General features: G+C 71.6%; 21 protein-coding genes and 1 tRNA gene. 16 read left to right on the top strand and 6 right to left on the bottom strand.

Annotation, left to right across the window (positions count from 1 at the left end; genetic code table 11):
- Positions 1–2: 2 nt before the first annotated feature.
- The gene (locus tag AC0HI0_RS37140; RefSeq protein ID WP_480928140.1) at positions 3–440 is read right to left on the bottom strand and encodes an FMN-binding protein; all 438 of its coding nucleotides are present in this window, start codon (positions 438–440) and stop codon (positions 3–5) included.
- 10 nt (positions 441–450) lie between these two features.
- On the bottom strand, positions 451–1,794 hold the full coding sequence (locus AC0HI0_RS37135) for a ferredoxin reductase family protein (RefSeq protein ID WP_480928139.1): 1,344 nt from the start codon (positions 1,792–1,794) through the stop codon (positions 451–453).
- A 151-nt stretch (positions 1,795–1,945) separates the two neighbouring features.
- Between AC0HI0_RS37135 and AC0HI0_RS37130 the strand changes: the two genes are divergently transcribed.
- The 3 genes from AC0HI0_RS37130 (at position 1,946) to AC0HI0_RS37120 (ending at position 5,948) form a co-directional block, all read left to right on the top strand.
- Entirely contained in the window at positions 1,946–2,647 is a 702-nt protein-coding gene (locus tag AC0HI0_RS37130; protein WP_480928138.1) for a response regulator transcription factor, read from the top strand.
- The gene (locus AC0HI0_RS37125) at positions 2,644–4,062 is read left to right on the top strand and encodes a sensor histidine kinase (protein WP_480928137.1); all 1,419 of its coding nucleotides are present in this window, start codon (positions 2,644–2,646) and stop codon (positions 4,060–4,062) included. Before AC0HI0_RS37130 ends, AC0HI0_RS37125 begins: the two co-directional genes overlap by 4 nt.
- 245 nt (positions 4,063–4,307) lie before the next feature.
- The gene (locus AC0HI0_RS37120; protein WP_480928136.1) at positions 4,308–5,948 is read left to right on the top strand and encodes a vWA domain-containing protein; all 1,641 of its coding nucleotides are present in this window, start codon (positions 4,308–4,310) and stop codon (positions 5,946–5,948) included.
- Positions 5,949–6,009: 61 nt separating this feature from the next.
- Here the strand turns inward: AC0HI0_RS37120 and AC0HI0_RS37115 are convergent, their stop codons facing one another.
- Together AC0HI0_RS37115 and AC0HI0_RS37110 are read right to left on the bottom strand one after the other, a co-directional pair.
- Entirely contained in the window at positions 6,010–6,369 is a 360-nt protein-coding gene (locus AC0HI0_RS37115) for a hypothetical protein (protein ID WP_480928135.1), read from the bottom strand.
- 255 nt (positions 6,370–6,624) lie between these two features.
- Positions 6,625–6,697, bottom strand: a tRNA-Thr gene (locus AC0HI0_RS37110).
- A 280-nt stretch (positions 6,698–6,977) separates the two neighbouring features.
- Between AC0HI0_RS37110 and AC0HI0_RS37105 the strand changes: the two genes are divergently transcribed.
- The 3 genes from AC0HI0_RS37105 to otsB all read left to right on the top strand — a co-directional run bounded on the left by AC0HI0_RS37105 (position 6,978) and on the right by otsB (position 12,542).
- Entirely contained in the window at positions 6,978–8,372 is a 1,395-nt protein-coding gene (locus AC0HI0_RS37105; protein WP_480928134.1) for a threonine/serine exporter family protein, read from the top strand.
- Between the two features lie 134 nt (positions 8,373–8,506).
- Positions 8,507–9,943 carry an alpha,alpha-trehalose-phosphate synthase (UDP-forming) gene (locus AC0HI0_RS37100; RefSeq protein ID WP_480928133.1) on the top strand — a complete coding sequence of 479 codons (1,437 nt, stop codon included), beginning with the start codon at positions 8,507–8,509 and terminating at the stop codon, positions 9,941–9,943.
- A 67-nt stretch (positions 9,944–10,010) separates the two neighbouring features.
- A complete protein-coding gene (gene otsB / locus AC0HI0_RS37095) occupies positions 10,011–12,542 on the top strand; it encodes a trehalose-phosphatase (protein ID WP_480928132.1) in 2,532 nt (843 codons plus the stop codon).
- Between the two features lie 108 nt (positions 12,543–12,650).
- Here the strand turns inward: otsB and radA are convergent, their stop codons facing one another.
- Together radA and AC0HI0_RS37085 are read right to left on the bottom strand one after the other, a co-directional pair.
- On the bottom strand, positions 12,651–14,018 hold the full coding sequence (gene radA / locus AC0HI0_RS37090; RefSeq protein WP_480928131.1) for a DNA repair protein RadA: 1,368 nt from the start codon (positions 14,016–14,018) through the stop codon (positions 12,651–12,653).
- Between the two features lie 89 nt (positions 14,019–14,107).
- Positions 14,108–14,839, bottom strand: a complete 732-nt coding sequence (locus tag AC0HI0_RS37085; protein WP_480928130.1) for a copper chaperone PCu(A)C domain-containing protein — start codon at positions 14,837–14,839, stop codon at positions 14,108–14,110.
- Positions 14,840–15,176: 337 nt separating this feature from the next.
- Here AC0HI0_RS37085 and AC0HI0_RS37080 point away from each other — a divergent pair, with 337 nt between their 5' ends.
- The 10 genes from AC0HI0_RS37080 to AC0HI0_RS37035 all read left to right on the top strand — a co-directional run bounded on the left by AC0HI0_RS37080 (position 15,177) and on the right by AC0HI0_RS37035 (position 25,160).
- Positions 15,177–15,665 (top strand): CarD family transcriptional regulator, encoded by a 489-nt coding sequence (locus tag AC0HI0_RS37080; protein ID WP_015097852.1) that lies wholly within the window; start codon positions 15,177–15,179, stop codon positions 15,663–15,665.
- A 33-nt stretch (positions 15,666–15,698) separates the two neighbouring features.
- Entirely contained in the window at positions 15,699–16,391 is a 693-nt protein-coding gene (gene ispD / locus AC0HI0_RS37075; RefSeq protein WP_480928129.1) for a 2-C-methyl-D-erythritol 4-phosphate cytidylyltransferase, read from the top strand.
- The gene (gene ispF / locus AC0HI0_RS37070) at positions 16,388–16,867 is read left to right on the top strand and encodes a 2-C-methyl-D-erythritol 2,4-cyclodiphosphate synthase (RefSeq protein ID WP_480928128.1); all 480 of its coding nucleotides are present in this window, start codon (positions 16,388–16,390) and stop codon (positions 16,865–16,867) included. The genes ispD and ispF overlap by 4 nt, the downstream gene beginning before the upstream one ends.
- Positions 16,868–16,877: 10 nt before the next feature.
- Entirely contained in the window at positions 16,878–17,273 is a 396-nt protein-coding gene (locus AC0HI0_RS37065; RefSeq protein WP_480928127.1) for a PPOX class F420-dependent oxidoreductase, read from the top strand.
- 74 nt (positions 17,274–17,347) lie between these two features.
- Positions 17,348–17,962, top strand: coding sequence for an HAD family hydrolase (locus tag AC0HI0_RS37060; protein ID WP_480928126.1), 615 nt, complete (start codon positions 17,348–17,350; stop codon positions 17,960–17,962).
- Between the two features lie 68 nt (positions 17,963–18,030).
- On the top strand, positions 18,031–19,419 hold the full coding sequence (gene cysS, locus AC0HI0_RS37055) for a cysteine--tRNA ligase (protein ID WP_480928125.1): 1,389 nt from the start codon (positions 18,031–18,033) through the stop codon (positions 19,417–19,419).
- Between the two features lie 3 nt (positions 19,420–19,422).
- The gene (gene rlmB / locus AC0HI0_RS37050) at positions 19,423–20,385 is read left to right on the top strand and encodes a 23S rRNA (guanosine(2251)-2'-O)-methyltransferase RlmB (RefSeq protein WP_480928124.1); all 963 of its coding nucleotides are present in this window, start codon (positions 19,423–19,425) and stop codon (positions 20,383–20,385) included.
- Between the two features lie 73 nt (positions 20,386–20,458).
- Positions 20,459–21,880 (top strand): MBOAT family O-acyltransferase, encoded by a 1,422-nt coding sequence (locus AC0HI0_RS37045; RefSeq protein ID WP_480928123.1) that lies wholly within the window; start codon positions 20,459–20,461, stop codon positions 21,878–21,880.
- A 360-nt stretch (positions 21,881–22,240) separates the two neighbouring features.
- On the top strand, positions 22,241–23,467 hold the full coding sequence (locus AC0HI0_RS37040; protein WP_480928122.1) for an MFS transporter: 1,227 nt from the start codon (positions 22,241–22,243) through the stop codon (positions 23,465–23,467).
- A gap of 469 nt (positions 23,468–23,936) precedes the next feature.
- Positions 23,937–25,160: a GGDEF domain-containing protein gene (locus AC0HI0_RS37035; protein ID WP_480934471.1), complete on the top strand. Its 1,224-nt coding sequence runs from the start codon at positions 23,937–23,939 to the stop codon at positions 25,158–25,160.
- Positions 25,161–25,165 lie beyond the last annotated feature (5 nt).

The following is a 25,165-nucleotide window of genomic DNA, read 5'->3' as shown; positions in this document are numbered from 1 at the left end:
GCTCAGCCCTTCGCGTCGATCGCCGCCTGGAGCGACTGCACGTAGCCCTCGCTGGTCGCGGTCGCGCCGGACACCGTGTCCACGTCGGCGCTCTGCGCGGTCAACGTCTCCTGCACCAGCAGCGGCACGGCTTTGCGCGTCGGCGCGCTGTTGGGCTGCTTCACCATCCGCACGGCGGTGATCCGGTCGCCCTCGAACGTCACCTCGACCTGCACGTCACCGTGGCTGGTGCGCACCAGCGACCCCTTGACCGTCCGCGCGGCCGCACCGGGCGCGGACGTCCCGGGCGCGATCGTCTCCGGCGCGGTCGTCTCCGGCGCGGTCGTCCCGGGCGCGGCTCCGGCGACCGCCGTGTCCACGGTCTCGGGCCTGGCTTCGAAGCGCCACAACGGGATCAGGCCCGCGACCGTCAGCAACAGGACCGGCACTGCTCTCTTCACGGCTGTCCCCTCAACTCGCCAGGCTGAAACGTTCGGCGTGCACCTGCGGCTTGGGCACGCCCAGTTCGCGCAGGCTCCGCAACACCGCGCCGGTCATGCCCGGCGGCCCGCACACGAACACGTCCCGGTCCCGGATGTCCGGCACGGCCGCGGCCAGCGCCTGCGGCCCCAGCGGCGGCCCGTGCGGCGTGCGCGCGTTCGACGGCCCGGTCACCACGTGCAGGACGGCGCCCCGGGCGTGCGCCAGGTCGCGCAGCTCGTGCAGCAGCACGGCGTCCTGCGGCCGGCTCACCCGGTAGATCACCACGACGTGCCCGCGCAGCTCCTCCAGCAGCGCCCGGACCGGCGTGACGCCGACCCCGCCCGCCACCAGCACGGTGTCCGGACGCGTCCGGTGCATCGCGGTGAACGCCCCGTACGGCCCTTCGGCGAACACCCGCGTGCCCGGCTTCAACGCCCGCAGCGACGCGCTGCCCCCGCCCAGCGCCTTCGCGGTCAGCCGCAGGTGCCGGCCGTTGGGCGCGGCGGACAGCGAGAACGGGTTGGCCTGCCACCAGCGGTCGCGGGTGAGGAAGCGCCACAGGAAGAACTGGCCCGCCCGCGCGGGCAGCCGGTGCAGGTCGCGGCCGGTGATGTAGATCGACACCACGTCGTCGGACTCGGGCACGACCGCGGCGATCCGCAGCCGGTGCCGGGAGTTGCGCCACAGCGGCAGCACGAGCCGTCCGGCGAACACCGCGCCCAGCGCGAAACCCCAGACGCACCACCAGTAGGCGGTCGCGGCGGGCGACGCGGTGAACGTGCCGCCGAGGCCGATCTGGTGGGAGAACGCCAAGAACACCGCGAGGTAGGCGTACAGGTGGACGAAGTGCCAGGTCTCGTAGGCCAGCCGCCGCCGCGCGAACCGCGCCGACAGGCCGCCCACCACCAGGATCAGCAGCAGTGCCACCACCGCCCGCAGCACGCCCTGCAACGTCGTCGCCATCGACACCAGCTCGTCGACCGGCGGCAACGACGTCACCTCGGCGTACCCGAAGACGATGAAGACCGCGTGCACCAACAGGGTCCACAGCAGCGAGAACCCGACCCAGCGGTGCCACGAGGTGAGCCGGTCCATGCCCAACCGCCGGTCCAGCCACGGCAACCGGGCGACCAGCAGCAGTTGGAACGCCATCAGCAGCGCCCCGTAGAGCCCGGCGAGCCGGCCGATCAGGATCAGCGCGTTGGCCGACTGGCCCGACCGGGCGAACAGCGCGGTGACCACGACCACGTTCGCGACCGGGACGGCGTACAAGCCGGTCCGGGCCACCACCTTCGGGCGCACGGCCGGCGCCGACAGCTGCACGGGTGTCACGAGCGGCACTCCTGTCCGGTGGGGGTCCGCCTTCGAGCCTGCGGACGCGAGCTGTGCGGCTCCTGTCCGCTTCCTGTCGAGTTCCTGTAGATAGCCGGCCGATGCAGGACCGGGGTTCGCCCGCCGCCCGGCCGTGCTCCACCATGAGCACGTGGACAAGGCCAATGCGGTTCGACTGCTCGTGGTGGACGACGAACCCCACATCGCGGACCTGGTCGCCACCGTCGCCCGCTACGAGGGGTGGCAGGCGGCCACCGCGGCGAGCGGCGAGGCCGCGCTGAGCACCGCGGCCGAGTTCCACCCGGACATCGTGGTGCTCGACCTGATGCTGCCCGACCTGGACGGGTTCACCGTGCTCGACCGGCTGCGCTCGTCCGGCGCGATGGTGCCGGTGGTGTTCCTCACCGCCCGCGACGGCACCGCGGACCGGGTGGCCGGCCTGACCCGGGGCGGCGACGACTACCTGGTCAAGCCGTTCTCGGTGGAGGAGCTGATGGCCCGGCTGCGGGCCGTGCTGCGCCGGTCCACCGGGCCGCAGTGGAAGCGGTCCGTGCTGAAGGTGTCGGACCTGGCGATGGACGAGGACACCCGCGAGGTGCGCCGGGCGGGCCGGCTGGTCACCCTCACGCCCACCGAGTACGAGCTGCTGCGCTACCTGATGCGCCGCTCGCCCGCCGTGCTGACCAAGGCGCAGATCCTGGACCACGTGTGGGAGTACGACTTCGGCGGCCGGTCGAACGTCGTGGAGCTGGTCATCTCGCACCTGCGGCGCAAGCTGGACGACGGCCACCAACCGCTGATCCACACCGTGCGCGGCGTCGGCTACGTGCTGCGCAAGGCCCCCGACCAGTGACCCGCCCCTCCTGGTTCGGCCGCCACCGGCTGCGGCTGGGCACCCGGCTGGCGCTCGGCCTCGGTGCGCTGGCGCTGGGCGTGTTCGCGGCCGTCGGGATGGTGATGGTCACCAACATGGAGGGCTACCTCGCCGACAAGCTCGACGAGCAGATGAAGGCGACCCAGGTCGACCTGGAGAAGGACGTCGACAAGTACGGCCGGCTCAACACCTCGATCTACGGCTGGTTCGCCGCCGTCTACCAGGTGGACAACGGCGAGGTCACGCTCAAGCCGCCCGCCGGGCTGCCCCTGGACAGCACCGAGATGGTGCAGGTCGCCCGCGACGTGACCGGCGACAAGCCGGTGTTCCGCACCGCCGACCTGCGCGGCGAGGGCACTTACCGGCTGCGCGGCTGCCCCATGGGCGACGGGCTGGTGCTGGTCAGCGCCGCCCCGATGAACGACCTGACCAACACCGTGCGGCAGCTGGTGATGGTCGTGGTGGCCACGTTCCTGCTGGCGCTGATCGCGTTCGTGGTGATCGGCCGGGCGGTGCTGCGGCGCGGGCTCCAGCCGTTGAGCGACATGGCGCAGACCGCGCACGACATCTCGTCGCACGACCTGACCGACTCGGCCCGGCTCGCGGTGCGCGCCGAGGGCGGCAGCGGCGGCGTCGAGGTCGAGGAGCTGCGGACCGCGTTCAACACCATGCTGGAGCACATCGACTCGTCGCTGGCCGCGCGCACGGCCGCCGAGCAGCGGCTGCGCCGGTTCATCGCGGACGCCTCGCACGAGCTGCGCACCCCGTTGACCTCGATCCGGGGCTACGCCGACCTGTTCCGCTACGCCGCCGCCAACGCGCCGCAGGAGCGGGAGGCGCACCTGGAGCGGCTGCGGTCGGAGGCGGCGCGGATGAGCGTGCTGCTCGACGACCTGCTGCTGCTCGCCCGGCTGGACTCGGCGGAGTCCGAAGCGCCGCTGCGGCCCGTGCAGGGCGACTTGGCGGAGCTGGTGCGGGAGGCGGCCGACGCGTTCCAGGCGGCCCGCCCGGAACACCCGCTGACGGTGACCGCCGGGCCGGACCCGGTGCGGCTGCGGTTCGACCCGATGCGGGTCCGGCAGGTGCTGGACAACCTGCTCGCCAACGCCGCCCTGCACACCCCGCCGGGCACCGCCGTGACGCTGTCGGTGGCCGTCGAGGGCCGGTACGCCGTGCTGCGGGTCGGCGACGCCGGACCGGGCATCCCGGCCGCCGACCAGAGCCGGATCTTCGACCGGTTCTACCGGGTGGACAACTCGCGCACCCGCGACCGGGGTGGCAGCGGACTGGGCCTGGCGGTCGCGCACTCACTGATCGTGGCGCACGGCGGCACGATCGGGCTGGCCAGCCGACCGGGCTCCACCACATTCACCATCCGCATTCCCCGAACCTGACTCGAATGGCCGAGCACGAATAACCGAGCGTGCCCGCCATACGGTTTTCCGCAGCCATTTCCGCAGGTCACCCGCCTAGTGCCGGCGTGGGCCATTCGTCGGACAACAAAATGCCGACGAATTGAGCAGTACTGTGCACAAGCTCTTCCGCTCCTCCTGGTGCGGGCCGGACGAGGACGTCCGGCGCGATTCGGACCCGCGCGCGGACCCTGCGTCCGAACGCCCGAGCGAGAAGAGACCCCGAGATGCAACGCATTCGCAGACCGGCGCTGGCGGCCCTGGCCGCACTGGCGCTGGCCGCGTCCGCCGTCCAGGTCGTGAGCCCGGCCGGCGCCGCGCCCCTGCCCCCGTCGCCGCGCAAGTGCGGCCCGATGGACGTCGTCTTCGTGGTGGACGACACCGGCAGCATGGGCGGCGCGATCACCAACCTGAAGACGGGCATCAACCAGATCGCGCAGGAGGTCGAGAACCTGACCGGCCTCGACTACCGGCTGGGCCTGGCCACGTTCAAGGACAACGTCACCGTCGTCGACAACTTCGCGCCGAACAACCGCACGCCGGTCATCGCGAGCGTCAACGCCCTCGCCGCGAGCGGCGGCAACCAGGAGCCCGAGGCGTCCGACGAGGCGCTCAACACCGTGGTGAACAACCTGCCGGCGGCGGGCCGCCCGCAGAACGTCGACTTCAACGTGGGCTGGCGCTCCAACGCCACCAGGCTCGCGATCCTGATCACCGACGCCCGCCCCGGCGGCTTCGACGACAACTACGACACCTCGTCGGCCAACGTCGACCAGAACAACGCCGCGCTGCGCGCCACCCAGGCGCTGAGCAAGGGCATCAAGATCTCGTCGGTCTACGTCCCGACCAACAACAGCTACACCACCCCGATCGTCCCGATCATGCAGAACTACGCCAACACCACGGGCGGCCTGTACACGCAGGCGCAGCCCGACGGCAGCGGCGTGAGCACGGCGATCATCGACTTCCTGCGCGACTGCAAGCGCAGTGACGTGTTCATCAAGGACCAGCCGGTCGACACGGGCGCCGAGCCGAACATGAACTCGCTGTTCTGGAACAGCCCGGACATCAAGGTCTGCCCCGGCCTCGCGGACTGCGGCCCCGGCATCCAGCCCGTCGTGGGCCAGGCGAACTACGTGCACGTGCGGCTGAACAACCCGGGCCCGAACGCCACCGCGAACGGCTTCGGCACGCTCAAGGTCTACCGCACCCCGCCCGGCGGCTCGACCAACTGGGACCCGGTGACCAACGGCGACTGGATCTACGTCGGCGAGCAGACCCTGTCCGTGCCGGTCGGCGGCGTGACGGTGGCGAAGGTGCTGTGGAACCCGGTCCCCGGCCCCGGCCACTTCTGCCTGCTGGCGCGGTGGGTCTCGGCCAGTGACCCGATGACGTTCCCGGAGACCGCCAACACCGCGCTCAACACCCAGCGCAACAACAACATCGCGTGGCGCAACTACCAGACCGTGCGCGCCACCACGAAGGTCCCGGGCAAGTCCTGGTTCAACGTCGGCAACGCCACCGAGCGCCCGATCAAGACCGACCTCGTCGTCACCAGCCCGGACCGCCCGCTGGTCGGCAACGGCCGGGTGGTCGTCGACCTGGGCCCGCGCCTGCTCGAACTCTGGCGCTCGACCGGCGCGAAGGCCGAGGGCGTGAAGCAGGTGGGCGAAACCCAGTTCGAGATCGCCGACCCGAAGCGCGCCGCGTTCATCGGCATCCCGATCAAGCCGGGTGAGCGGCACAGCACCGAACTGACCTTCGTCGCGGGCGACCAGCCGGGCGAGTTCGTCCAGCACGTCGTGCAGCTCTCCGAGGGCCAGGACATCGGCGGCGTCGGCTACGGCATCACCGTCGACAAGGGCTGATCCCCCACGCTCCCTCCCCCGATCCCCTGCGGGCACCTCCTACCGGGTGCCCGCAGGGGATTCACCCAGCCGGAAAAGCCGTCACGACCTCATCCGCCAACGCCGCCAACAACCGCTGCGCCAACGCCTCGTCCACGCACTCCAACTCGGCCACGCTCTTGCCCACCCCGAGCGGACTGACCCGCAACACGCCCCGGCACCCACCGTCGGCCAACGGCTCCCACGACAACCTCAGCAGATCAAGATCGACCACGACCCGGACCTGGACGAGCTGCCCGGCACACCGCAGGATCAACACGTCGTCGTTGACCCCCACCAACTCCAACGGCGGGGGCAGCCACTCGGCCAGCCGCTCCGGCTCAACCGCAGTAGCGAACACGAGATCGGGCAACACCGGGATGTCCAGCCGAACGGTAGTCACCCAAGCGGGTTACCCGAGCCCAGTTCAGCTACGCCTACGACCAGCACTTTCCCACCTGGCAACCACCTGAGACCCGCTCCGGCCCCACCTCCCCGCCGACACCCGCCGCGGGCTCCCGCCCGCCCGCGAGTGCCGCGTCGGTGGTTCGTGTCGCCTTTCTCTTCGATCACGCCCTTCGATCGAAGAGAAACGCGGCACGAGCCGCCGACTCCAGGCGGCACGAGCCGCCCTCCGGAGGAGGGCCATCGAACAGAGAGCCGGTGAGGGGACTTGAACCCCTAACCTTTCGCTTACAAGGCGAGTGCTCTGCCAATTGAGCTACACCGGCATGGCGCGAAGCCGGGAACATCGTAAGCGCCCGCAGTGGGTGCCACCTGCGGCGAACGGTCTGCTCAGGGTGTGCCGCCATTGGTCCGTCCGGAGGTGCGCAGCCCGTCCGAGTGGCCCAGGATCGGTCTAAAACCGCTGGCCAGCGGCATCAACAGTACTGAACGCTCGGTGATCGACTCACCCGCCTTGGGTACCCCTACCAGGGGTGGCGCATGACACAGCGACGAATGTGACACCGTCGGGCGTGGCGCAGGAAGCGATCACGAGGAGGGAAGCCCGTGTGGCTGCGGCGCAGGCGTTACCGCGACCCCAGGACCACCCCCGGCCTGTGGCAACCGGTCGAGGGACCGTCCCTTCCGGACGATTCGACCGTCCACTTGGTGCTGGACCTCGCCCTGCGGGTCGGTGAGGTCCAGCTCGCCAGCGGCGCCGGCGCGGCGGACGTCACGGCGACCGTCATCGCCGTCGCGGAGGCGTACGGGCTGCCCCGCACCGAGGTCGACGTGATCTACACGTCGATCACCGTCTCGTGCCACCGGGGCACCGAGGCGGCACCGATCACGTCGCTGCGCGTGGTCCGCTCGCGCGGCCTGGACTACACCCGGCTGGCGGCCGTCGAGGACCTGATCCGGCGGATCACCTCCGACCGGATCAAGGCCCCGGACGCCTACGCCGAGCTGGACCGGATCAGCAAGCAGCCGCACCCGTACCCGCGCTGGACGGCCACCGCCGCGTGGGCGGGCATGGCGGGCGCGGTGGCGTTCCTGGTCGGCGGCGGGCCGCTGATCGCGCTCACCGCCGCCCTGGTGACGGCGGTGATCGACCGGGTCGGGCGGGTGCTCAACCGGCGCGCGCTGCCGTTCTTCTTCCAGCAGGTGGTGGGCGGCGCGCTGGCGTCGGCGACGGCCCTGGTCCTGTACGCGACCGACCTGCTGCCCAGCGTGCGCCCGTCGTTGCTGGTGGCGACCGGGATCGTGGTGCTGCTGTCCGGGTTGTCGCTGGTCGGCGCGGTGCAGGACGCGATCACCGGCTACAACGTGACGGCGGCCGGCCGCACGATGGAGATCGCCCTGCTCACCGCCGGGCTGATCACCGGCATCGCGCTCACGCTGCGCGCGGGCGTGCAGTTCGGCGTGCCGACGTCGATAAGGGACCCGCTGCCGCCGCTGATCTCCGACGTGCCGATGCAGTTCGCGGCGGGCGCGGCGACCTCGGTGTTCTTCGCGCTGGCCAGTTACGCCCCGGTGCGCGCGCTGCCGACCGCGGCGGCGGCCGGCGCGGTCGGCACGGCCACCTACGGGCTGCTCGCGCTGACCGGCACGAACACCATCGCGTGCGCGGCGGCGGCGGCCACGGTCGTGGGGTTCGGGGGCGCGGTGATCTCGCGGCGGCTGCGCACTCCCCCGTTGGTGGTGGCGGTGGCCGGGATGGTGCCGTTGCTCCCCGGCTGGACCGTGTACCGCGGTCTTTACCAGCTCACCATCGAGAACGACGCGGCCGGCCTGTCCACCCTGGTGCTGGCCGCCGGGACGGCGTTGGCGCTGGCCAGCGGCGTGGTGCTGGGCGAGTTCCTCGGCCGGCCGGTGCGCAGCGGACTGGGCAGACTGGAGCGCAGGTTCGCCGGCCCCCGGTTGTCCGGCCCACTGCGTCCGGCCAGGCGACGGCTGGACTGAGCGGCCGACTGGGGGTGACGTACGTCCAACCTGGTTGAACTCCGTGTGACGGGGATGACGTGCGGGCATCCGGTACGGGCGTTCCCGTTAACCTCGGGGGCGGGCGAGACGAATCCCTGAGGAGGCGTTACCCGGTGAGCAGCATTGGCGAGCACGGCGCGGACTTCCTGGTCGTGGCGAACCGACTGCCGGTCGACCTGGAACGCCTCGAAGACGGCACCCAGCGCTGGAAGCACAGCCCCGGCGGCCTGGTGACCGCCCTGGAACCCTTCCTGCGCTCGCACAGCGGGGCCTGGATCGGGTGGCCCGGCGTCGCGGACGCCGAGGTGGAGGCGTTCGAGGAGGACGGCCTCCAGCTGCACCCGGTGTCGCTCAGCTCGGCCGAGGTGCGGGACTACTACGAGGGCTTCTCCAACGGCACGCTGTGGCCGCTGTACCACGACGTGGTGGCCCCGCCGGCGTTCCACCGCAGGTGGTGGAACGCGTACGTGCGGGTGAACCAGCGGTTCGCCGACGTGACGGCGAAGGTGGCCGCGCAGGGCGCGACCGTCTGGGTGCAGGACTACCAGCTCCAGCTGGTCCCGGCGATGCTGCGCGAGCTGCGGCCGGACCTGCGGATCGGGTTCTTCCTGCACATCCCGTTCCCGCCGGTCGAGCTGTTCATGCAGCTGCCGTGGCGCACCGAGATCATCCGCGGGCTGCTCGGCGCGGACCTGGTGGGCTTCCACCGGCCCGGCGGCGCGCAGAACTTCCTGTGGCTGGCCCGCCGGCTGGTCGGCCTGGAGCCCAGCCGCGGCGCGGTGGGCGTGCGCACCCGACCGGGTGTCGTCCAGGTCGGCGACCGCACGGTCCGGGTCGGCGCGTTCCCGATCTCGATCGACTCGGCGGGGCTGGACGCGCTCGCCCGCAGCAAGGACGTCCAGCAGCACGCCAAGCAGATCCGCAACGACCTCGGGAACCCGAAGAGGATCCTGCTGGGCGTCGACCGGCTCGACTACACCAAGGGCATCGACGTCCGGCTCCGCGCCCTCTACGAATTGATCGCGGACGGCCGGGTCGACCCGACCGAGGTGACCATGATCCAGCTCGCGACGCCCAGCCGCGAGCGGGTCGACCACTACAAGCAGATGCGCGGGGAGATCGAGCAGGCGGTCGGGCGGATCAACGGCGAGTTCTCCACCGTGGGGCACCCGGTCGTCCACTACCTGCACCAATCGGTCGACCGCAAGGAGCTGACCGCGTTCATGACGGCCGCCGACGTCATGGTGGTCACGCCCGTCCGGGACGGCATGAACCTCGTCTGCAAGGAGTACGTGGCCTGCCGCTACGACCTCGGCGGCGCCCTCGTGCTGTCCGAGTTCGCGGGTGCCGCGGCGGAGCTGACGAGTGCCTTCCTGGTCAACCCGCACGACCTCGACGGTGTGAAGAACGCGCTGGAAGCGGCCCTCACGCTGGATCCGGCGGAGGGCCGCCGTAGGATGCGCGCGCTGCGCCGCCAAGTCCTCACGCACGACGTCGACCGCTGGGCTCGCTCGTTCCTTGACGCCTTGGGTACGCAGACTACGGCCTGAGCGGTTCCGCACGGAATCGGTTCAGACCACGCACCCGACCTGTCCCACCGAGTCTTGAGGAGGGGCGTTGACCGCCGAGGCCCTCCCCGCCGAACTTCGCCGTGCGATCGTTCAGCTGGCGCGCACGCCGCGCCTGCTGGTCGCCTGCGATTACGACGGGACACTGGCTCCGATCGTGGCCAACCCTGAGGACGCCCGCCCGCTGCCCGAGTCGGTGGGCGCGCTGCGCTCGCTGGCCGGGCTGCACGAGACCACGACAGCGGTGATCTCCGGGCGCGCGCTGCGCGACCTGGCGACACTGTCGCGGCTCCCGTCCGAGGTGCACCTGGTCGGCTCGCACGGATCGGAGTTCGACGTCGGCTTCGTGCACGCGCTCGACGCCGACGCGCGAGCCCTGCACCGCCGGCTGGAAGCCGAACTCGAACTCGTCGTCGACGGCCACGAGGGCGTCGGCCTGGAGGTCAAACCCGCGAGCATCGCGGTGCACGTCCGGCGCGCGGAACCCTCCGTGGGGGAGCGGGTTCTCGACGCCGTCCGCGGCGGTCCGTCGAACTGGGCCGGCGTGCAGGTGACCGAGGGCAAGGCCGTGATCGAGTTGGCCGTGGTGCAGACCGACAAGGGCCACGCCCTGGACGTCCTGCGGCACCGCGTGTCGGCCACCGCCGCGGTCTTCGTCGGCGACGACGTGACCGACGAGAAGGCGTTCGCCCGGCTCACCGGGCCGGACGTCGGCATCAAGGTCGGCGACGGCGAGTCGCTGGCCGAGTACCACATCGGCGACACCGTCGACGTGGCCACCGTGCTCGCGTTCCTGCTGGAGGAGCGGCGGGCGTGGCTGCACGGCGACCAGGCCGTGCCGATCGAGCGGCTGACCATGCTCGCCAACGAGCGCTCGGTCGCGCTGCTCACCCCCGACGCGCGGCTGAACTGGCTGTGCCACCCGGAGCCGGACTCGGCGGCGGTGTTCGCCGACCTGCTCGGCGGACCGGCCGCGGGCCACTTCTCGATCAAGCCGGAGCACGGCTCGCTGCCCCTGGGCCAGCGGTACGTGCCGGGCACCATGATCGTGGAGACCCGCTGGTCGCGGCTGCTGGTCACGGACTACCTGGACCACGACCTGGCGTCGCACCGCACCGACCTGGTGCGCCGGATCTCCGGCTCGACCAACGCGGTGATCACCTTCGCGCCGCGGCCGGAGTTCGGCCAGGTGCCGGTGCGGCTGCTGCGCGAGCGCGACGGCCTGCGGATCGTCGGCACGTCCGACCCGATGGTGCTGCGCTCGCCGGGCGTGGACTGGGAGATCACCTCCGACGGCCTCCAGGAGACCGCCACGGCGGTCGTCCGGCCCCGGGAGAGCGCGCCGATCCTGCTGGAGCTGCGGTGCGGCACGGACGACCTGTCCGAGGCCACCCTGGGCGAGGCGGAGCGGCGGGCCCGCGCGGGCGCGTACTGGTCGGACTGGGCGGCCACGCTCAAGCTGCCGACCGTCGAGTCCGAACTGGTCCTGCGGTCCGCGCTGACCCTCAAGGGGCTGGTGCACCACGAGACCGGCGCGATCATGGCCGCGGCCACCACGTCGCTGCCGGAGGAACTGGGCGGCATCCGCAACTGGGACTACCGGTACTGCTGGCTGCGCGACGCGGCGCTGACCGCGCAGGCGCTGGTGTCGGTGGGCTCGCTGGGCGAGGCGGAGGCGTACCTGGGGTGGGTGCACGGCGTGCTGGCCACGCTGCCCGGCCCGGAGCGCCTGCACCCGCTGTACACGCTCCAGGGCACGATGCTCGGCGCCGAGGCGGTCATCGACACCCTGCCGGGCTACGCGGGCTCGCGGCCGGTGCGGGTGGGCAACCTGGCCAACCAGCAGGTCCAGCTGGACGTGTTCGGCCCGGTCGTGGACCTGGTCGTGCAGCTGGCGGCGGCCCGGGGCGCGTTGACCGACCCGGACTGGGCGATGGTGCAGGCGATGGCCGAGGCGGTCGCCCGCCGCTGGCACGAGCCCGACCACGGCATCTGGGAGGAGCGGCACGCTCCCCGTCACCACGTGTACTCGAAGGTCATGTGCTGGGTGACCCTCGACCGGGCGGTGCGGCTGGCCGAGGTCTACGGCCGGGACATCGACCCGTCGTGGCCGGTGCTGCGCGACACCATCTCCAACGACGTGCTCAAGCACGGGTGGAGCGAGGAGTCGCAGTCGTTCACCACCGCGTACGACGGTGACGACCTCGACGCGGCGTCGCTGCACGTGGGGCTGTCGGGGCTGATCGACCCGGCCGACGACCGGTTCCAGGCGACGGTGACGGCGATCGAGGCGGAGCTGCGCTCGGGCTCGACGGTGTACCGCTACCGGCGGGACGACGGCCTGCCCGGCGACGAGGGCGGGTTCCACCTGTGCGCGGCGTGGATGATCGAGGCGTACCTGCTCACCGGGCGGCGCACGGAGGCGGAGGAGCTGTTCGCGCAGATGGTCGACGCGGCCGGCCCCACCGGTCTGCTGCCCGAGGAGTACGACCCGATCGCGGAGCGCTCGCTGGGCAACCACCCGCAGGCGTACAGCCACCTCGGCCTGATCCGCTGCGCGCAGCTGCTCGCGGCGAAGTAGCCGGCTGACCGGAGGGCCCGGCGCGGACGTCCCGCGCCGGGCCCTTCGCGTTGCGGACCTCCCGGAAGGGCACCGCGGGGCGGGGCACCGGAGGCGGGCGGCCCGGCGCTACTTCTTCAGCTTGAGCAGTTGCAGGGCTTCCACGAGGTCGTGCGCGACCAGCGCGCGGGTCTCCGGCGGCAGCGGCCCGGCGTCCGGCGGCACCAGGGCCTTGGTGTAGCCCAGCCGGGCGGCCTCGGTGAGCCGGCGGCCCACCCCGTTCACCCGGCGCAGCTCCCCCGACAGCCCGACCTCGCCCACCACGACCAGGTCGTGCGGCAGCGGCTGGTCGGTGGCCGCCGACGCCACCGCGAGCGCCACCGCGAGGTCCACGGCGGGCTCCACGAGCCGCATCCCGCCGACCGTGGCGGTGAAGACGTCCTTGTTGTGCAACGACATCCGGCCGCGCTTCTCCAGCACCGCCAGCGCCATCGCGACCCGCGCCGAGTCCAGCCCGCTGACCGCCCGGCGCGGCGACGGCAGGTGCGTCGCGGTGACCAGCGCCTGCACCTCGCCCAGCATCGGCCGCTTGCCCTCCACGACCACGGTCACCGCCGTGCCGGTGACGTCCTGCTCCCGCCGGTTGAGGAACAGCCCCGACGGGTCCGGCACGCCCACGATCCCGTCGTCGCGCAGCTCGAAGCAGCCCACCTCGTCGGCGGGCCCGTAGCGGTTCTTGATGCCGCGCACCAGGCGCAGGCTGGAGTGCCGGTCGCCCTCGAACTGGAGCACCACGTCCACCAGGTGCTCCAGGACCCGGGGCCCGGCCACCGAGCCGTCCTTGGTGACGTGCCCGACCAGCACGATCGGCAGCCCGCGCTCCTTGGCCAGCGCCACCAGGCTCGCGGTGACCGCGCGCACCTGGCTCACCCCGCCGGGCGTGCCGTCCACGCCGGGCGAGGACATCGTCTGCACCGAGTCGACGATCAGCACGCCGGGCCGGACCGCCTCGACCTGCCCCAGCACGGCCGACAGGTCGCTCTCCGCGGCCAGGTACATCTGCCCGTGGATGTTGCCGGTCCGCTCGGCCCGCAGCCGCACCTGGCCCGCCGACTCCTCGCCGGTGATGTAGAGCGAGGGCACGCCGCCCTTGACCGCCCACTGGTAGGCGACCTCCAGCAGCAGCGTGGACTTGCCCACGCCGGGCTCGCCGGCGAGCAGGACGACCGCACCGGGCACCAGGCCGCCGCCGAGCACCCGGTCCAGCTCCGACACGCCGGTCTTGCGGGCGCGCGCCGACTCGACGTCGACCTCGCCGATCGGCCGGGCGGGCGAACTGGGCGCGCCCGCCACCACCCGGGCCGCGCTGCGGGTGACGCCGCGCTCCTCGACCGTCCCCCAGGCCTGGCACTCGGGGCACCGGCCGACCCACTTGGCGACCTCGTTCCCGCACTCGGCACACCGGTAGGTCGTCGTCGCCCGCCCGTTCTTCACCACGTGCGCAGGCTAACCAGGACCCCCGACAACGCCGGAACCCGCCGCGCGCACCGGGCGCACGACGGGTTCCGCGGAGGTCTCGCCGGGGCTCAGTGCTCGGCGGGCGCGTCCTTGCGGGGCTCCGGCGACGCGCCGATCGGCACGTCGAGGGTGACCTGGCCGGCCTTCTCGAACAGGAACGTGACCCGCAGCGTCTGGCCGGGGCGCAGCTCCTTGGTCAGGCCCTTGAGGACGATCTTCGCCTTGCCGGGCACGACCGGGAGCGCGAGCGAGGAGGTCGGGCGGACCGAGCTGCCGGCGGACGGCGTGGACGTCCCGGTCACCGACGAGCCGGTGGTGCCGGTGGTCGTGCCGGTCGTGGTGCCCGTGACGCCGGTGGTCTCGGGGGCGTCGGAGCCGCCGGTGATGCCGCCGGGCGGCGTGGTGGTCGTGGCGCGGGCCGACCCGGTGACGGAGCCGTGCGCGGTGGTGGTCAGCCGGGTGTCCAGGTCGTCCTGGTCGGCGCCGCTCTGGATGGCGGTGTCCGGCTCCAGGGTGGAGTCGCCGGTGATCTCGCCGCCCTCGGCGATGTCGGCGGTCACCGAGACCAGCTTGTCGATGGCCGGGCCGTTGTTGGCGATGACCACGACCACCGGGGCGTTGTCGCCCTCGCGGTAGTGCCCCTCGGCGACCGGGAACAGCAGCTGGGCGTCCCGGACGGCGATGTCGCCGGCCTGGCCGTGCGCGCCGTTCACCGCGGCGACCTGCTGGTCGGTCTGGGTGATCTGACCTGCGCTGCAACCCGCGGCGGCCAGGCCGAGGCCCGCCGCGACGGCGGCCACGAGGACCAGGCGGCGTGGCGCTGGGGACTTCTGCGGTGCGCGACCCACGGCTTCTCGGATCCTTCCGGTGTGCTGACCAGGCGGGGCCGTACCCGGTAGTAGCGGGCCGACCACCAGTCCAGGAGCCTAACCGGGCCGCCGATCACCCACCTCATGTGGTGCCCCACAGCCGCCGCGGCCGTCCACAGTGGAGCAAGATCGACCTGCGCCGTTGCACGCGACCGGGTGGTTTGTCAACCCCCCTCGCGGCCCTGACCTGCGCGAACTGATCTCCGGACGCCGAAGAGGGGATTGCTCGACGTGTTAGGATGGGGTTAGCGAAAGGGGCAGAGGACACATGGTTTTCAAGGTCGGAGAGACCGTCGTCTACCCGCACCACGGTGCCGCTCTCATCGAAGCGATCGAGACCCGGTTGATCAAGGGCGAGGAGAAGAAGTACCTCGTCCTGAAGGTCGCCCAGGGCGACCTCACGGTCCGCGTCCCCGCCGACAACGCCGAGATCGTCGGTGTGCGTGACGTCGTCGGCCAGGAGGGTCTCGACAAGGTCTTCGAGGTCTTGCGTGCTCCTCACACCGAGGAGCCGACCAACTGGTCCCGGCGGTACAAGGCCAACCTGGAGAAGCTCGCGTCCGGTGACGTGAACAAGGTGGCCGAAGTGGTGCGCGACCTGTGGCGGCGCGAGAAGGATCGCGGATTGTCCGCCGGTGAGAAGCGGATGCTGGCGAAGGCTCGACAGATACTGGTCAGTGAGTTGGCGCTCGCGGAGGGCACCGACGAGGACAAGGCCGAGGTGCTCCTCGACGAGGTCCTGGCCACCGCGTCCTGATCATCGAAACCCGCACACAAGAGAACCGCGAACATGGGTGTGGTCGCGCTCGTGCCCGCGGCGGGCCGGGGTGAGCGGCTGGGCTATGGGCTGCCCAAGGCGCTCGTGCCGGTCGGTGGCGTGCCACTGCTGGTGCGTGCCGTACGAGGTCTGTTCGAGGCGGGCCCCGTGCAGCACGTGGTGATCGCCGCACCTCCGTCCGATGTGGACACCGTGCACACCGTCACCGCCCCGTTGGCTCCCGCCGGCGGGGCGGTACACGTGTTGGCCGGTGGTGCGGAGCGCTCCGACTCGGTCCGGCTGGCCTTGGCGCACGCGCTGCGCGAGTTCCCGGACACGACGATCGTGCTGGTCCACGACGCCGCCCGCGCGTTCACCCCGCCGCAGGTCGTGCGGGCCGTGGTGGACGCCGTCGCGGCGGGCCGGCCCGCGGTCGTGCCGGTGCTCCCGGTGACCGACACGGTCAAGCAGGTCGACGCGGACGGCGTGGTCGTCGCCACCCCCGACCGCTCGGCGCTGCGCGTCGTGCAGACCCCCCAGGGCTTCGACGCCCGGGTGCTGTTGCGGGCGCACGAATCGGGGCTCGACGCGACCGACGACGCGGGCCTGGTGGAACGGCTGGGCGTGCCGGTCTCGACCGTCCCGGGGCACCCGGACGCCATGAAGATCACCACTCCGTTCGACCTCGCGGTCGCGGAGGCGCTGCTCGTGGGAGGCCGGGAGTGAGGGTCGGCATCGGTTCCGACGTCCACCAGGTGGAACGAGGTCGGGACTGCTGGATCGCCGGTCTGCACTGGCCGGGCGTGGCCGGCTGCGCGGGCCACTCGGACGGCGACGTCGCCGCGCACGCGCTGTGCGACGCCCTGCTGTCCGCCGCCGGGCTGGGCGACCTCGGGGCGGTGTTCGGCACCAGCGACCCGCGCTGGTCCGGGAAGCACGGCGTGGAGTTCCTCGCCGAGGTGCGCCGGCTGCTCGCCGGGGCGGGCTTCCAGGTGGGCAACGCGGCGGTCCAGGTGATCGGCAACGCACCCAAGATCGGCACCCGCCGGGACGAGGCGCAGCGCGTCCTGTCGGCGGCCGCCGGCGGCCCCGTCTCAGTCAGTGGGACGACGACGGACGGCCTCGGGCTCACCGGCCGAGGTGAGGGGATCGCGGCGATCGCCACCGCGCTGATCGTCCCGCTGGGACCGGCACCGCACTAGCCTGGGTCGCATGGCGATCATCCTCAGCGCGGCGACGCGCGACCTGGTGGACGGCCGGAACTACGCCACGATCTCCACCCTGAACAAGGACGGCAGCCCGCAGAGCTCGGTCATGTGGATCACCCGGGACGGCGACGAGATCCTGTTCTCGACCGTCCGGGGCCGGCTCAAGGAGCGCAACCTCGACCGCGACCCGAGGGCCAGCGTGTCGGTGTGGTCGAAGGACGACCCCGAGACGTACGTGGAGATCCGCGGCACCGTGACCATCGTGGAGGACGAGGGCCGGGCGCTGGTGGACGCCCTGGCGCGCAAGTACCTGGGCACCCCGTACCCCGGCGAGGAGCCGGACGTGCAGCGCGTCGTCCTGCGGCTGACCCCGACCAAGGTCGCCGGCAACGCGAAGTAGCGCCGGGTGTGGCGTGCGTCCTGCTCCGGCCGGAGATCTTCACCCGAGAGGTCCAGACCACGTAGCGTGCGAATGTGACGATCCGCGCCGTCCTCTTCGACTTCTCCGGCACCCTCTTCCGGCTGGAGCACGACTCCCTGGCCGAGCACGCGGACCTGATGCGGGCGCTCACCGCGCCGGTCGGGGTCGCCGAGGGCCTGGACATCGACCCCGACGAGTGGGAGCGCCGCGACCTCGACGGCGACCTGCACCGCGACCTGCACGTCAAGGCCCTGCTGGCGGCCGGGGCGCAGGACCCGCACGACTTCTACGCCCGGCTGTGCTCCCCGCCGTTCTGGCAGCCCTACCCGGACACCGCGAGCGCACTGGGCACCGAGCTGCCCACCGCCGTGGTGAGCAACATCGCGTGGGACATCCGGACCGTGTTCGCCCGGCACGGCGTCCAGGACCGGGTGGACGAGTTCGTGCTGTCGTTCGAGGTCGGGCACGTCAAGCCGGACCCGAAGATCTTCCGGATCGCCTGCGACCGGCTGGGCGTGCACCCGAGCGAGGCGCTGATGGTCGGCGACAGCGAGGAGGCCGACGGCGGCGCGGCGGCGGTGGGCTGCCGGGTGGCGATCGTGCCCCCGCTGGAGACCGGCGAACGGCCCGACGCGCTGCTCCGGGTGCTCCGCGAGCACGTGGCATAGCGAACCGGCATAAGCACAATCAGGCGGGCGATTCAACCCCGCGCGGCCAACGCCCGTACCATTCCCACGTGAGCCTCCACCTGTACGACACCGCGAGCCGGTCCATGCGGGCATTCCTCCCGCAGGTCTCCGGAACGGCGTCGATCTACGTGTGCGGGGCGACCGTGCAGGGCGTGCCCCACATCGGCCACGTTCGCAGCGGCCTGAACTTCGACGTGCTGCGCCGCTGGCTGGGTCGCACGTACGCGGACGTCCGACTGGTGCGCAACGTCACCGACATCGACGACAAGATCCTGGCCAAGGCCGCCGACCACGGCAGGCCGTGGTGGGAGTGGGCTTACCAGCACGAGCGCGCGTTCGAGGACGCGTACACGGCGCTGGGCTGCCTGCCGCCGTCCTACGCGCCGCGCGCCACCGGCCACATGACCCAGATGGTCGAGCTGATGCAGCGCCTGGTCGACCGCGGCCACGCGTACGCGGCGCGGGGCGACGTCTACTTCTCGGTCACGTCGTTCCCCGACTACGGCGCGCTGTCCGGCCAGAAGCCCGACGAGGTGCACCAGGGCGAGTCGGCGGGCCAGGGCAAGCGCGACCCGCGCGACTTCACGCTGTGGAAGGCCGCCAAGCCCGGTGAGCCGTCCTGGCCGACGCCGTGGGGCCCCGGCCGGCCCGGCTGGCACCTGGAGTGCTCCGCGATGGCCACCGCGTACCTGGGCGGCACGTTCGACATCCACGGCGGCGGCATCGACCTGATCTTCCCGCACCACGAGAACGAGCGGGCGCAGTCCCGCGCGGCCGGCGACGGGTTCTCCCAGTACTGGCTGCACAACGCCTGGGTGACCCTCAGCGGCGAGAAGATGTCCAAGTCGCTGGGCAACACGGTCGCCATCCCGGAGCTGCTCAAGCAGGTCCGGGCGCCGGAGCTGCGCTACTACCTGGTCGGCCCGCACTACCGGTCGACCATCGAGTTCTCCCGCGAGGCGCTGGACGAGGCGGTGTCCGCCTACCGGCGGATCGAGTCGTTCCTGCGCCGCGTGGTGGAGCGGACCGGGGCGGTCGAGGACGACGGCGCGCTCTCCGACGCGTTCACCGCGTCGATGGACGACGACATGGGCACGCCGGGCGCGCTGGCCGCGATCCACAAGCGGGTCCGGGAGGGCAACACGGCGCTGGAGGCGGCCGACGACCTGACCGCCCGCGCGGCGGCCGGGTCGGTGCGCGCCATGGCCGGCGTGCTCGGCGTCGACCCGCTGGCGTGGACCGACACCACGACCGGGGAGGCGGGCGGCCGCCAGGCACTGGCCACCTTGGTCGAACACGTGCTCGAAGAGCGCGTGAAAGCCCGCCAGGACAGGGATTTCGCGAAAGCCGACGCGCTGCGCGACCACCTGCTCCAGGCCGGGATCGCCGTCGAGGACACCCCCGACGGTCCGCAGTGGACCTTGAAGGACGACTAGCTCGTGGCAGGGAACTCCAAGCGCCGGGGCGCTATGCGCAACCCCGGGTCCAAGAAGGGCGCGGTCGTCGGTTCCGGCGGGCAGAAGTCGAAGGGCTTGCAGGGCAAGGGCCCGACCCCCAAGGCGACGGACCGGCCGAACCACCCCGCGTACAAGCGCGCCCAGGCGGGTGCGAAGGCCGAGCAGGCCCGGTCGCGCCGGCAGAAGAACGCCGAGAACACGCCGGAGACGGTCGCCGGGCGCAACCCGGTGGTCGAGTGCCTGCGCGCGGACATCCCGGCGACGGCGCTCTACGTGGCGATGGGCATCGACACCGACGACCGGGTCGCCGAGGCGGTGAAGCTGGCCGCCGACCGGGGCATCTCGGTGCTGGAGGTGCAGCGCGGCGAGCTGGACCGGATCACCGGCGGCGCGATGCACCAGGGCCTCGGGCTCCAGGTGCCGCCCTACGAGTACGCCGAGCCGCGCGAGCTGCTCAAGATCGCCCGGGAGTCCGGCCACCCGCCGCTGCTGGTGGCGCTGGACGGCGTGACCGACCCGCGCAACCTGGGCGCCGTGGTGCGCTCGGCGGCGGCGTTCGGGGCGCAGGGCGTGGTGCTGCCGCAGCGGCGTTCGGCGAGCATCACCGCCGTCGCGTGGCGGACCAGCGCGGGCACCGCGGCGCGGATGCCGATCGCGATCGCCACGAACCTGACCCGCCAGCTGCGCGAGTGGGCCGAGGCGGGCCTGATGATCGTGGGCCTGGACGCGGACGGCGACGTGGACGTGGACGGCCTCGACCTGGCCACCGGGCCGCTGGTGGTGGTCGTGGGCTCGGAGGGGCGCGGGCTGTCCCGGCTGGTCCGGGAGACCTGCGACCAGACCGTGTCGATCCCGATGGCGGCGGGCGTGGAATCGCTCAACGCGTCGGTGGCGGCCGGCGTGGTGCTCGCCGAGGTGGCCCGTCGACGCAGGCTGGAGCTTTGACCGGGTGTGACGGCCGGCCGTTTGTCACCCGATCGGCAACCTTGACGACGACCGCCGGATAAGGTTCGCGGCGATGTCCTTCGCCACGCCCCTGTTCCTGTGGTTCTTCCTCCCGGTCGTGCTCGCGGCCGTCCTCGTCGCGCCCAGAAGTCGGCGCAACGGGGTCGTGGCGGTCGCGAGCCTGTTCTTCTACTTCACCGGCGCGGGCGGCACGACGTTGCTGCTGCTCGGCGCGATGGTGGCGAACTACCTGGCGGGCCGCAGGCTGGAGCCGGGCACGCCCGGCGACCGGAAGCTGGTGCTGGTCGGCGCGATCTGCCTGAACCTGGGCGTGCTGCTGGTCTGGAAGTACCTGGGGTTCGCCACCGAGCAGCTGCACGCGATCGCGTCGATCGTCGGCGCGGACCTGCCGGTGGTGCACCTGGCGCTGCCGATCGGCATCTCGTTCTACACGTTCCACCACATCTCCTACGTGGTGGACGTCTACCGGGGCGAGCGGCCGGCGCTGCGGGAGCCCGTCGCGTTCGTCACCTACATCGCGATGTTCCCCCAGCTGGTGGCCGGACCCATCGTCCGCTTCCGGGAGATCGCGGACCAGTTGCCGCAGGAGCGGCTGCACCGTTGGGACGACATCGCGGCGGGGTTCCCGAGGTTCGCCCTGGGGCTGTGCAAGAAGGTCGTCATCGCCGACTCGCTGGCCCCGTTGGTGGACGCCTGCTTCGCGACCCCGAACGACCAGATGACCTCGGCGATCGCCTGGTTGGGCGCCATCGGTTACACCCTGCAACTGTACTTCGACTTCTCCGGCTACTCGGACATGGCGATCGGACTGGGCCGGATGCTCGGCTTCCGGCTGCCGGAGAACTTCGCCCGGCCGTACTCCTCGGTGACCATCACCGAGTTCTGGCGGCGCTGGCACATGTCGCTGTCCCGCTGGTTCCGGGACTACGTCTACATCCCGCTGGGCGGGAACCGGACCGGCGTGCTGCGCACCTACCGGAACCTCGGGATCGTTTTCGTGCTCACCGGTTTCTGGCACGGCGCCAACTGGACGTTCCTCGTCTGGGGTTTGTTCCACGGCGCGCTGCTGGTCCTGGAACGGCGTTTCGGTTGGGATTCCGGCCCGGTCACCACGCGTGCCCGAATTGCCCGCCGGGTACTCACCACGGTGCTCGTGGTAATCGGCTGGGTGTTCTTCCGATCGGCCGATCTCGGTGACGCGTTCACAATCATCGGCCACCTCCTGGTGCCCGATTTCGGCGGCCTCGGCGAGGCGGTGGCGGCCGCCGCGACCAATCAGCGGATTCTGCTGCTGGTGGTCGCGCTGGCGATTGTCGTAATGCCCGCGCACCCCGTGACGGGGCCCTACCTGGAGTCCTCTCGGGACAAGGTCGCGGTAGCCGCTAGGGTGTCCCTGATGACGGTGGGCGTTGCCTACGCGGCGATCCTGGTCGCCAGCGGCACGTTCAGCCCGTTCCTGTACTACCAGTTCTGATGATCGACAAGCAGGGCGCGGCAACAATTGCCGAACGGTGTCCCGACCACCCGCCGGCCTGCCCGCACGAACGCGCTGGACCGCTCGGACCAGCGGTCCGACGACCAATGGAGGTCGCCTTGACCCTGGGTAGGCGAGCTTTGCTCACGGCGGGTCACGTACCGTCAACTGTCAAGAATAGGTACCCGGCTTATCGCCATTGTAACTACTTTATGTAACTGATCTGGTCCGTTCGGGTACACACTGTGGTAGGACAGAGATTGAACAACCAGCAGCTTCTACCGTGCTAACCGAGATAATTGTTACTTCGGGTGGGGGTAACGTGACTCACTCATCGGGGCCGACGAACCTGGAGGAGCGGTGACTTCCGGGGGGACCATCCGCGCGCTCGTGGGCAACCGCGAGTTCCGCGGCCTGTGGATCGGCTCGACCGCGTCCACGGTCGGCGACCAGCTCGCCGCGGTGGCCCTGTCACTCCTGGTGTTCGAACGCACGAACTCCGCCGCGTGGACGGCCCTGACCTGGTCGCTGACGCTGCTCCCGTCGCTGGTGTCCGGCCCGCTGCTGGGCTGGCTCGCGGACCGGTTCCCCCGACGCACGGTGATGGTCTGCTGCGCCTGGGTCCAGGCCGCCCTGGTCGGCCTGATGGCGGTGCCCGGCGTCCCGTTGTGGATCATGATAGTCCTCCTGGTCGCCGTGCTGATGGTCGCCTCCCCCTTCCTGGCGGCGCAGGAGGCGAGCCTGCCGTCCGTGCTGCCGGAGAAGCGCTACGACGACGGCGTGGCCCTGTTCGGGACCTCGGTGGACGTGGCCCAGATGGCCGGCCTCGCCGCGGCGGGCTTCCTGGTCACGGCGACCAGCCCGCAGGTGGCCCTGGCGATCGACGCGGCGACGTTCGTGCTGGTCGCGATCCTGGTCCAGACCTCGGTGACGTTCCGCCCGGCGGCCGACCCGCTCGGCTCGGCACATCGGGAATCCGAAGACCGCAAAGGAGCTTTCGCGCTACTCGTCACTGAGCCGCGTCTGCGCTCTCTAATGGGTATGCGCTTGTTGGCCGGCATCGCGATGGTGCCCGAGGGTCTGGCCGTGCCGTTGGCGGCCGACCTGGACGCGGTGTGGGCCGTGGGGCTCATCCTGGCCATCGAGCCGGCGGCGAACGTGTTGGGGGTGGCGGTGCTGTTCCGGCTGGTGCGGGACCCGGCGCGGCGCGAGCGGCTGATCGGGCCGCTGGCGATCCTGTCGCTGGCGCCCCTGGTCATGTTCGCGCTCAACCCCAACCTGACCTGGACGATCGCCCTGCTGGTGATCGCCGGCATGGCCGGGGCCTACCACACGCCCGCGCGCTCGGCGTGGATGCGGATCCTGCCGGACGAGTACCGCGGACGTGCCTATGGCATCGCGCGCACGGCGCTGCGGTCCAGCCAGGGTGGTGGCATGGCCCTGGCGGGCGTCGTCGCGCACGCGATCGGCTCGGTGACCGCGACCCTGGCGGGCGCGGGCGCCATCGGGCTGCTCCTCGCGGGGCAGGCGACCGTAGCCTGGAACCGGGCAAGGGCCAGGACCGACCCGAACACGGTGACCACATGAAACGTACTCATCATGAATGGCGATTGTCATGACGAGGCGTTCGTGCGCACTCAGCGAGAACGCACGCACGTACGGTGAAGATTCCGGACCGGGCTCAAGGAGAGCGATGGGGTCACCACTCGCGGTTACGCATGGCAGACGCTCCTCTACTCGCGACTTGGGTACCGAGGGGGGCCGTAAGGCCGTCGCTGCGCCGGCGAGTGGCCGCGCGGCGGCGGCATGAGTGTAGGGGGACGTGGTGAAGAACAGTTTGCCTGACCACGGGCCGTCCGCGACAGCCAAGTGGCGTCTGAGTCGGAACTGGGACCTTTGGGCGCTGCGCCGCACCGCGATCGTCTACATCCTTTCCGTCGAACTGGCGGTCGGAATTGCCGCCATTTGGCTGCTGACTACCCTCGGTTCCGCACCGACCACGGATTGGCTCCGCTTCGCCGCCCTGGTGTTGGCCATCACGGTCCACTTGACCACCGTGCGGCGCGCCGAGGAATCCCGACGTGACGAATCCGCAGGTCCGTACTTCGACCTCACGTCGGTCTGGACTTTCGCGGCGGCGATCGTGCTGCCGCCGGGCATGGCCGTGCTGGTCGCCGTGTGGCTGCGGATCGTGCTGTGGCCGATCGCCCGGCGTCAGCCGTACCGGTTCGTGTTCACCTCCGCGCACATCGTGGCGAGCACGCTGCTGGCGAACGCGGCCGTCCACCTGTCGGGATTCTCGCTCGACGCCACCGGCCGGGTCTTGACGGACCTGGCCCTGCTGGGCGTGCTGGTCCTGGTGGCCACGCTGTACTGGTTCGTGCAGGTGCTGCTGATGACGGTCGCGCTCAAGATCGTCAACCCACAGACCCGGTTCGTGGACTCGCTGGGCACCCGCAACGACAACATGCTGGAGATGACCACGCTGGGCGTCGGCGCGATGCTCGGCCTGCTGGTCGCCACGCACTGGGTCGCGCCGCTGCTGCTGGTCCTGCCGGTGATCCTGGTCAACGCCCTGCTGCACCGGGCGTCGGAGCGGCAGGCCCACCTGGAGCGGCTGGTGGCCGAGCAGCACAAGGCGCACCTCCAGCTCACCAAGGACGCGCACACCGACTACCGCACCGGCCTGTTCAACACCAACGGGCTGAGCGAGCACGCGGGCCGGCTGACCGAGCGCTGCAAGCACGCCGGCCAGCCGGTGACCGTGCTGGCGATCGACCTGGACCACTTCAAGCGGATCAACGACACGTGGGGCCACCCGGCGGGCAACGCGGTGCTCGCCGAGGTGGGCCGCATCCTGCGGGAGAAGCTCCGGCCGGGCGACGTGGCCGGTCGGGACGGCGGCGAGGAGTTCGTGGTCGTGCTGGCCGACACGGGCCTCGCGCAGGGCACCGCGATCGCCGAGCGGGTGCGCGAGGCGATCGGCGAGATGTCCGTGGTGACCACCGACAAGCACCGCAACACCGTGACGCTGCGCGGGCGCAACCTGCCGCTGACCGAGGACGGCCCGGAGGTGCGGGCGATCTCGGCGTCCATCGGCGTGGCCGTGGTCCCGGACAACGGCGAGAACCTGCTGGCCGCCCAGCACAGCGCCGACGGCGCGCTCTACACGGCCAAGGAGAACGGCCGCAACCAGGTCCGCGTGGCGGGCATCGACATCCACGCCCGCCGGCTGCCCGCGCCGCGCGTGGACGAGCCCGAGATCACCCGCTCCGCCTGAGCGGG

The organism is Saccharothrix sp. NBAS 001, assembly GCF_056640475.1.
This window is presented reverse-complemented; position numbering and strand designations above follow the sequence as displayed.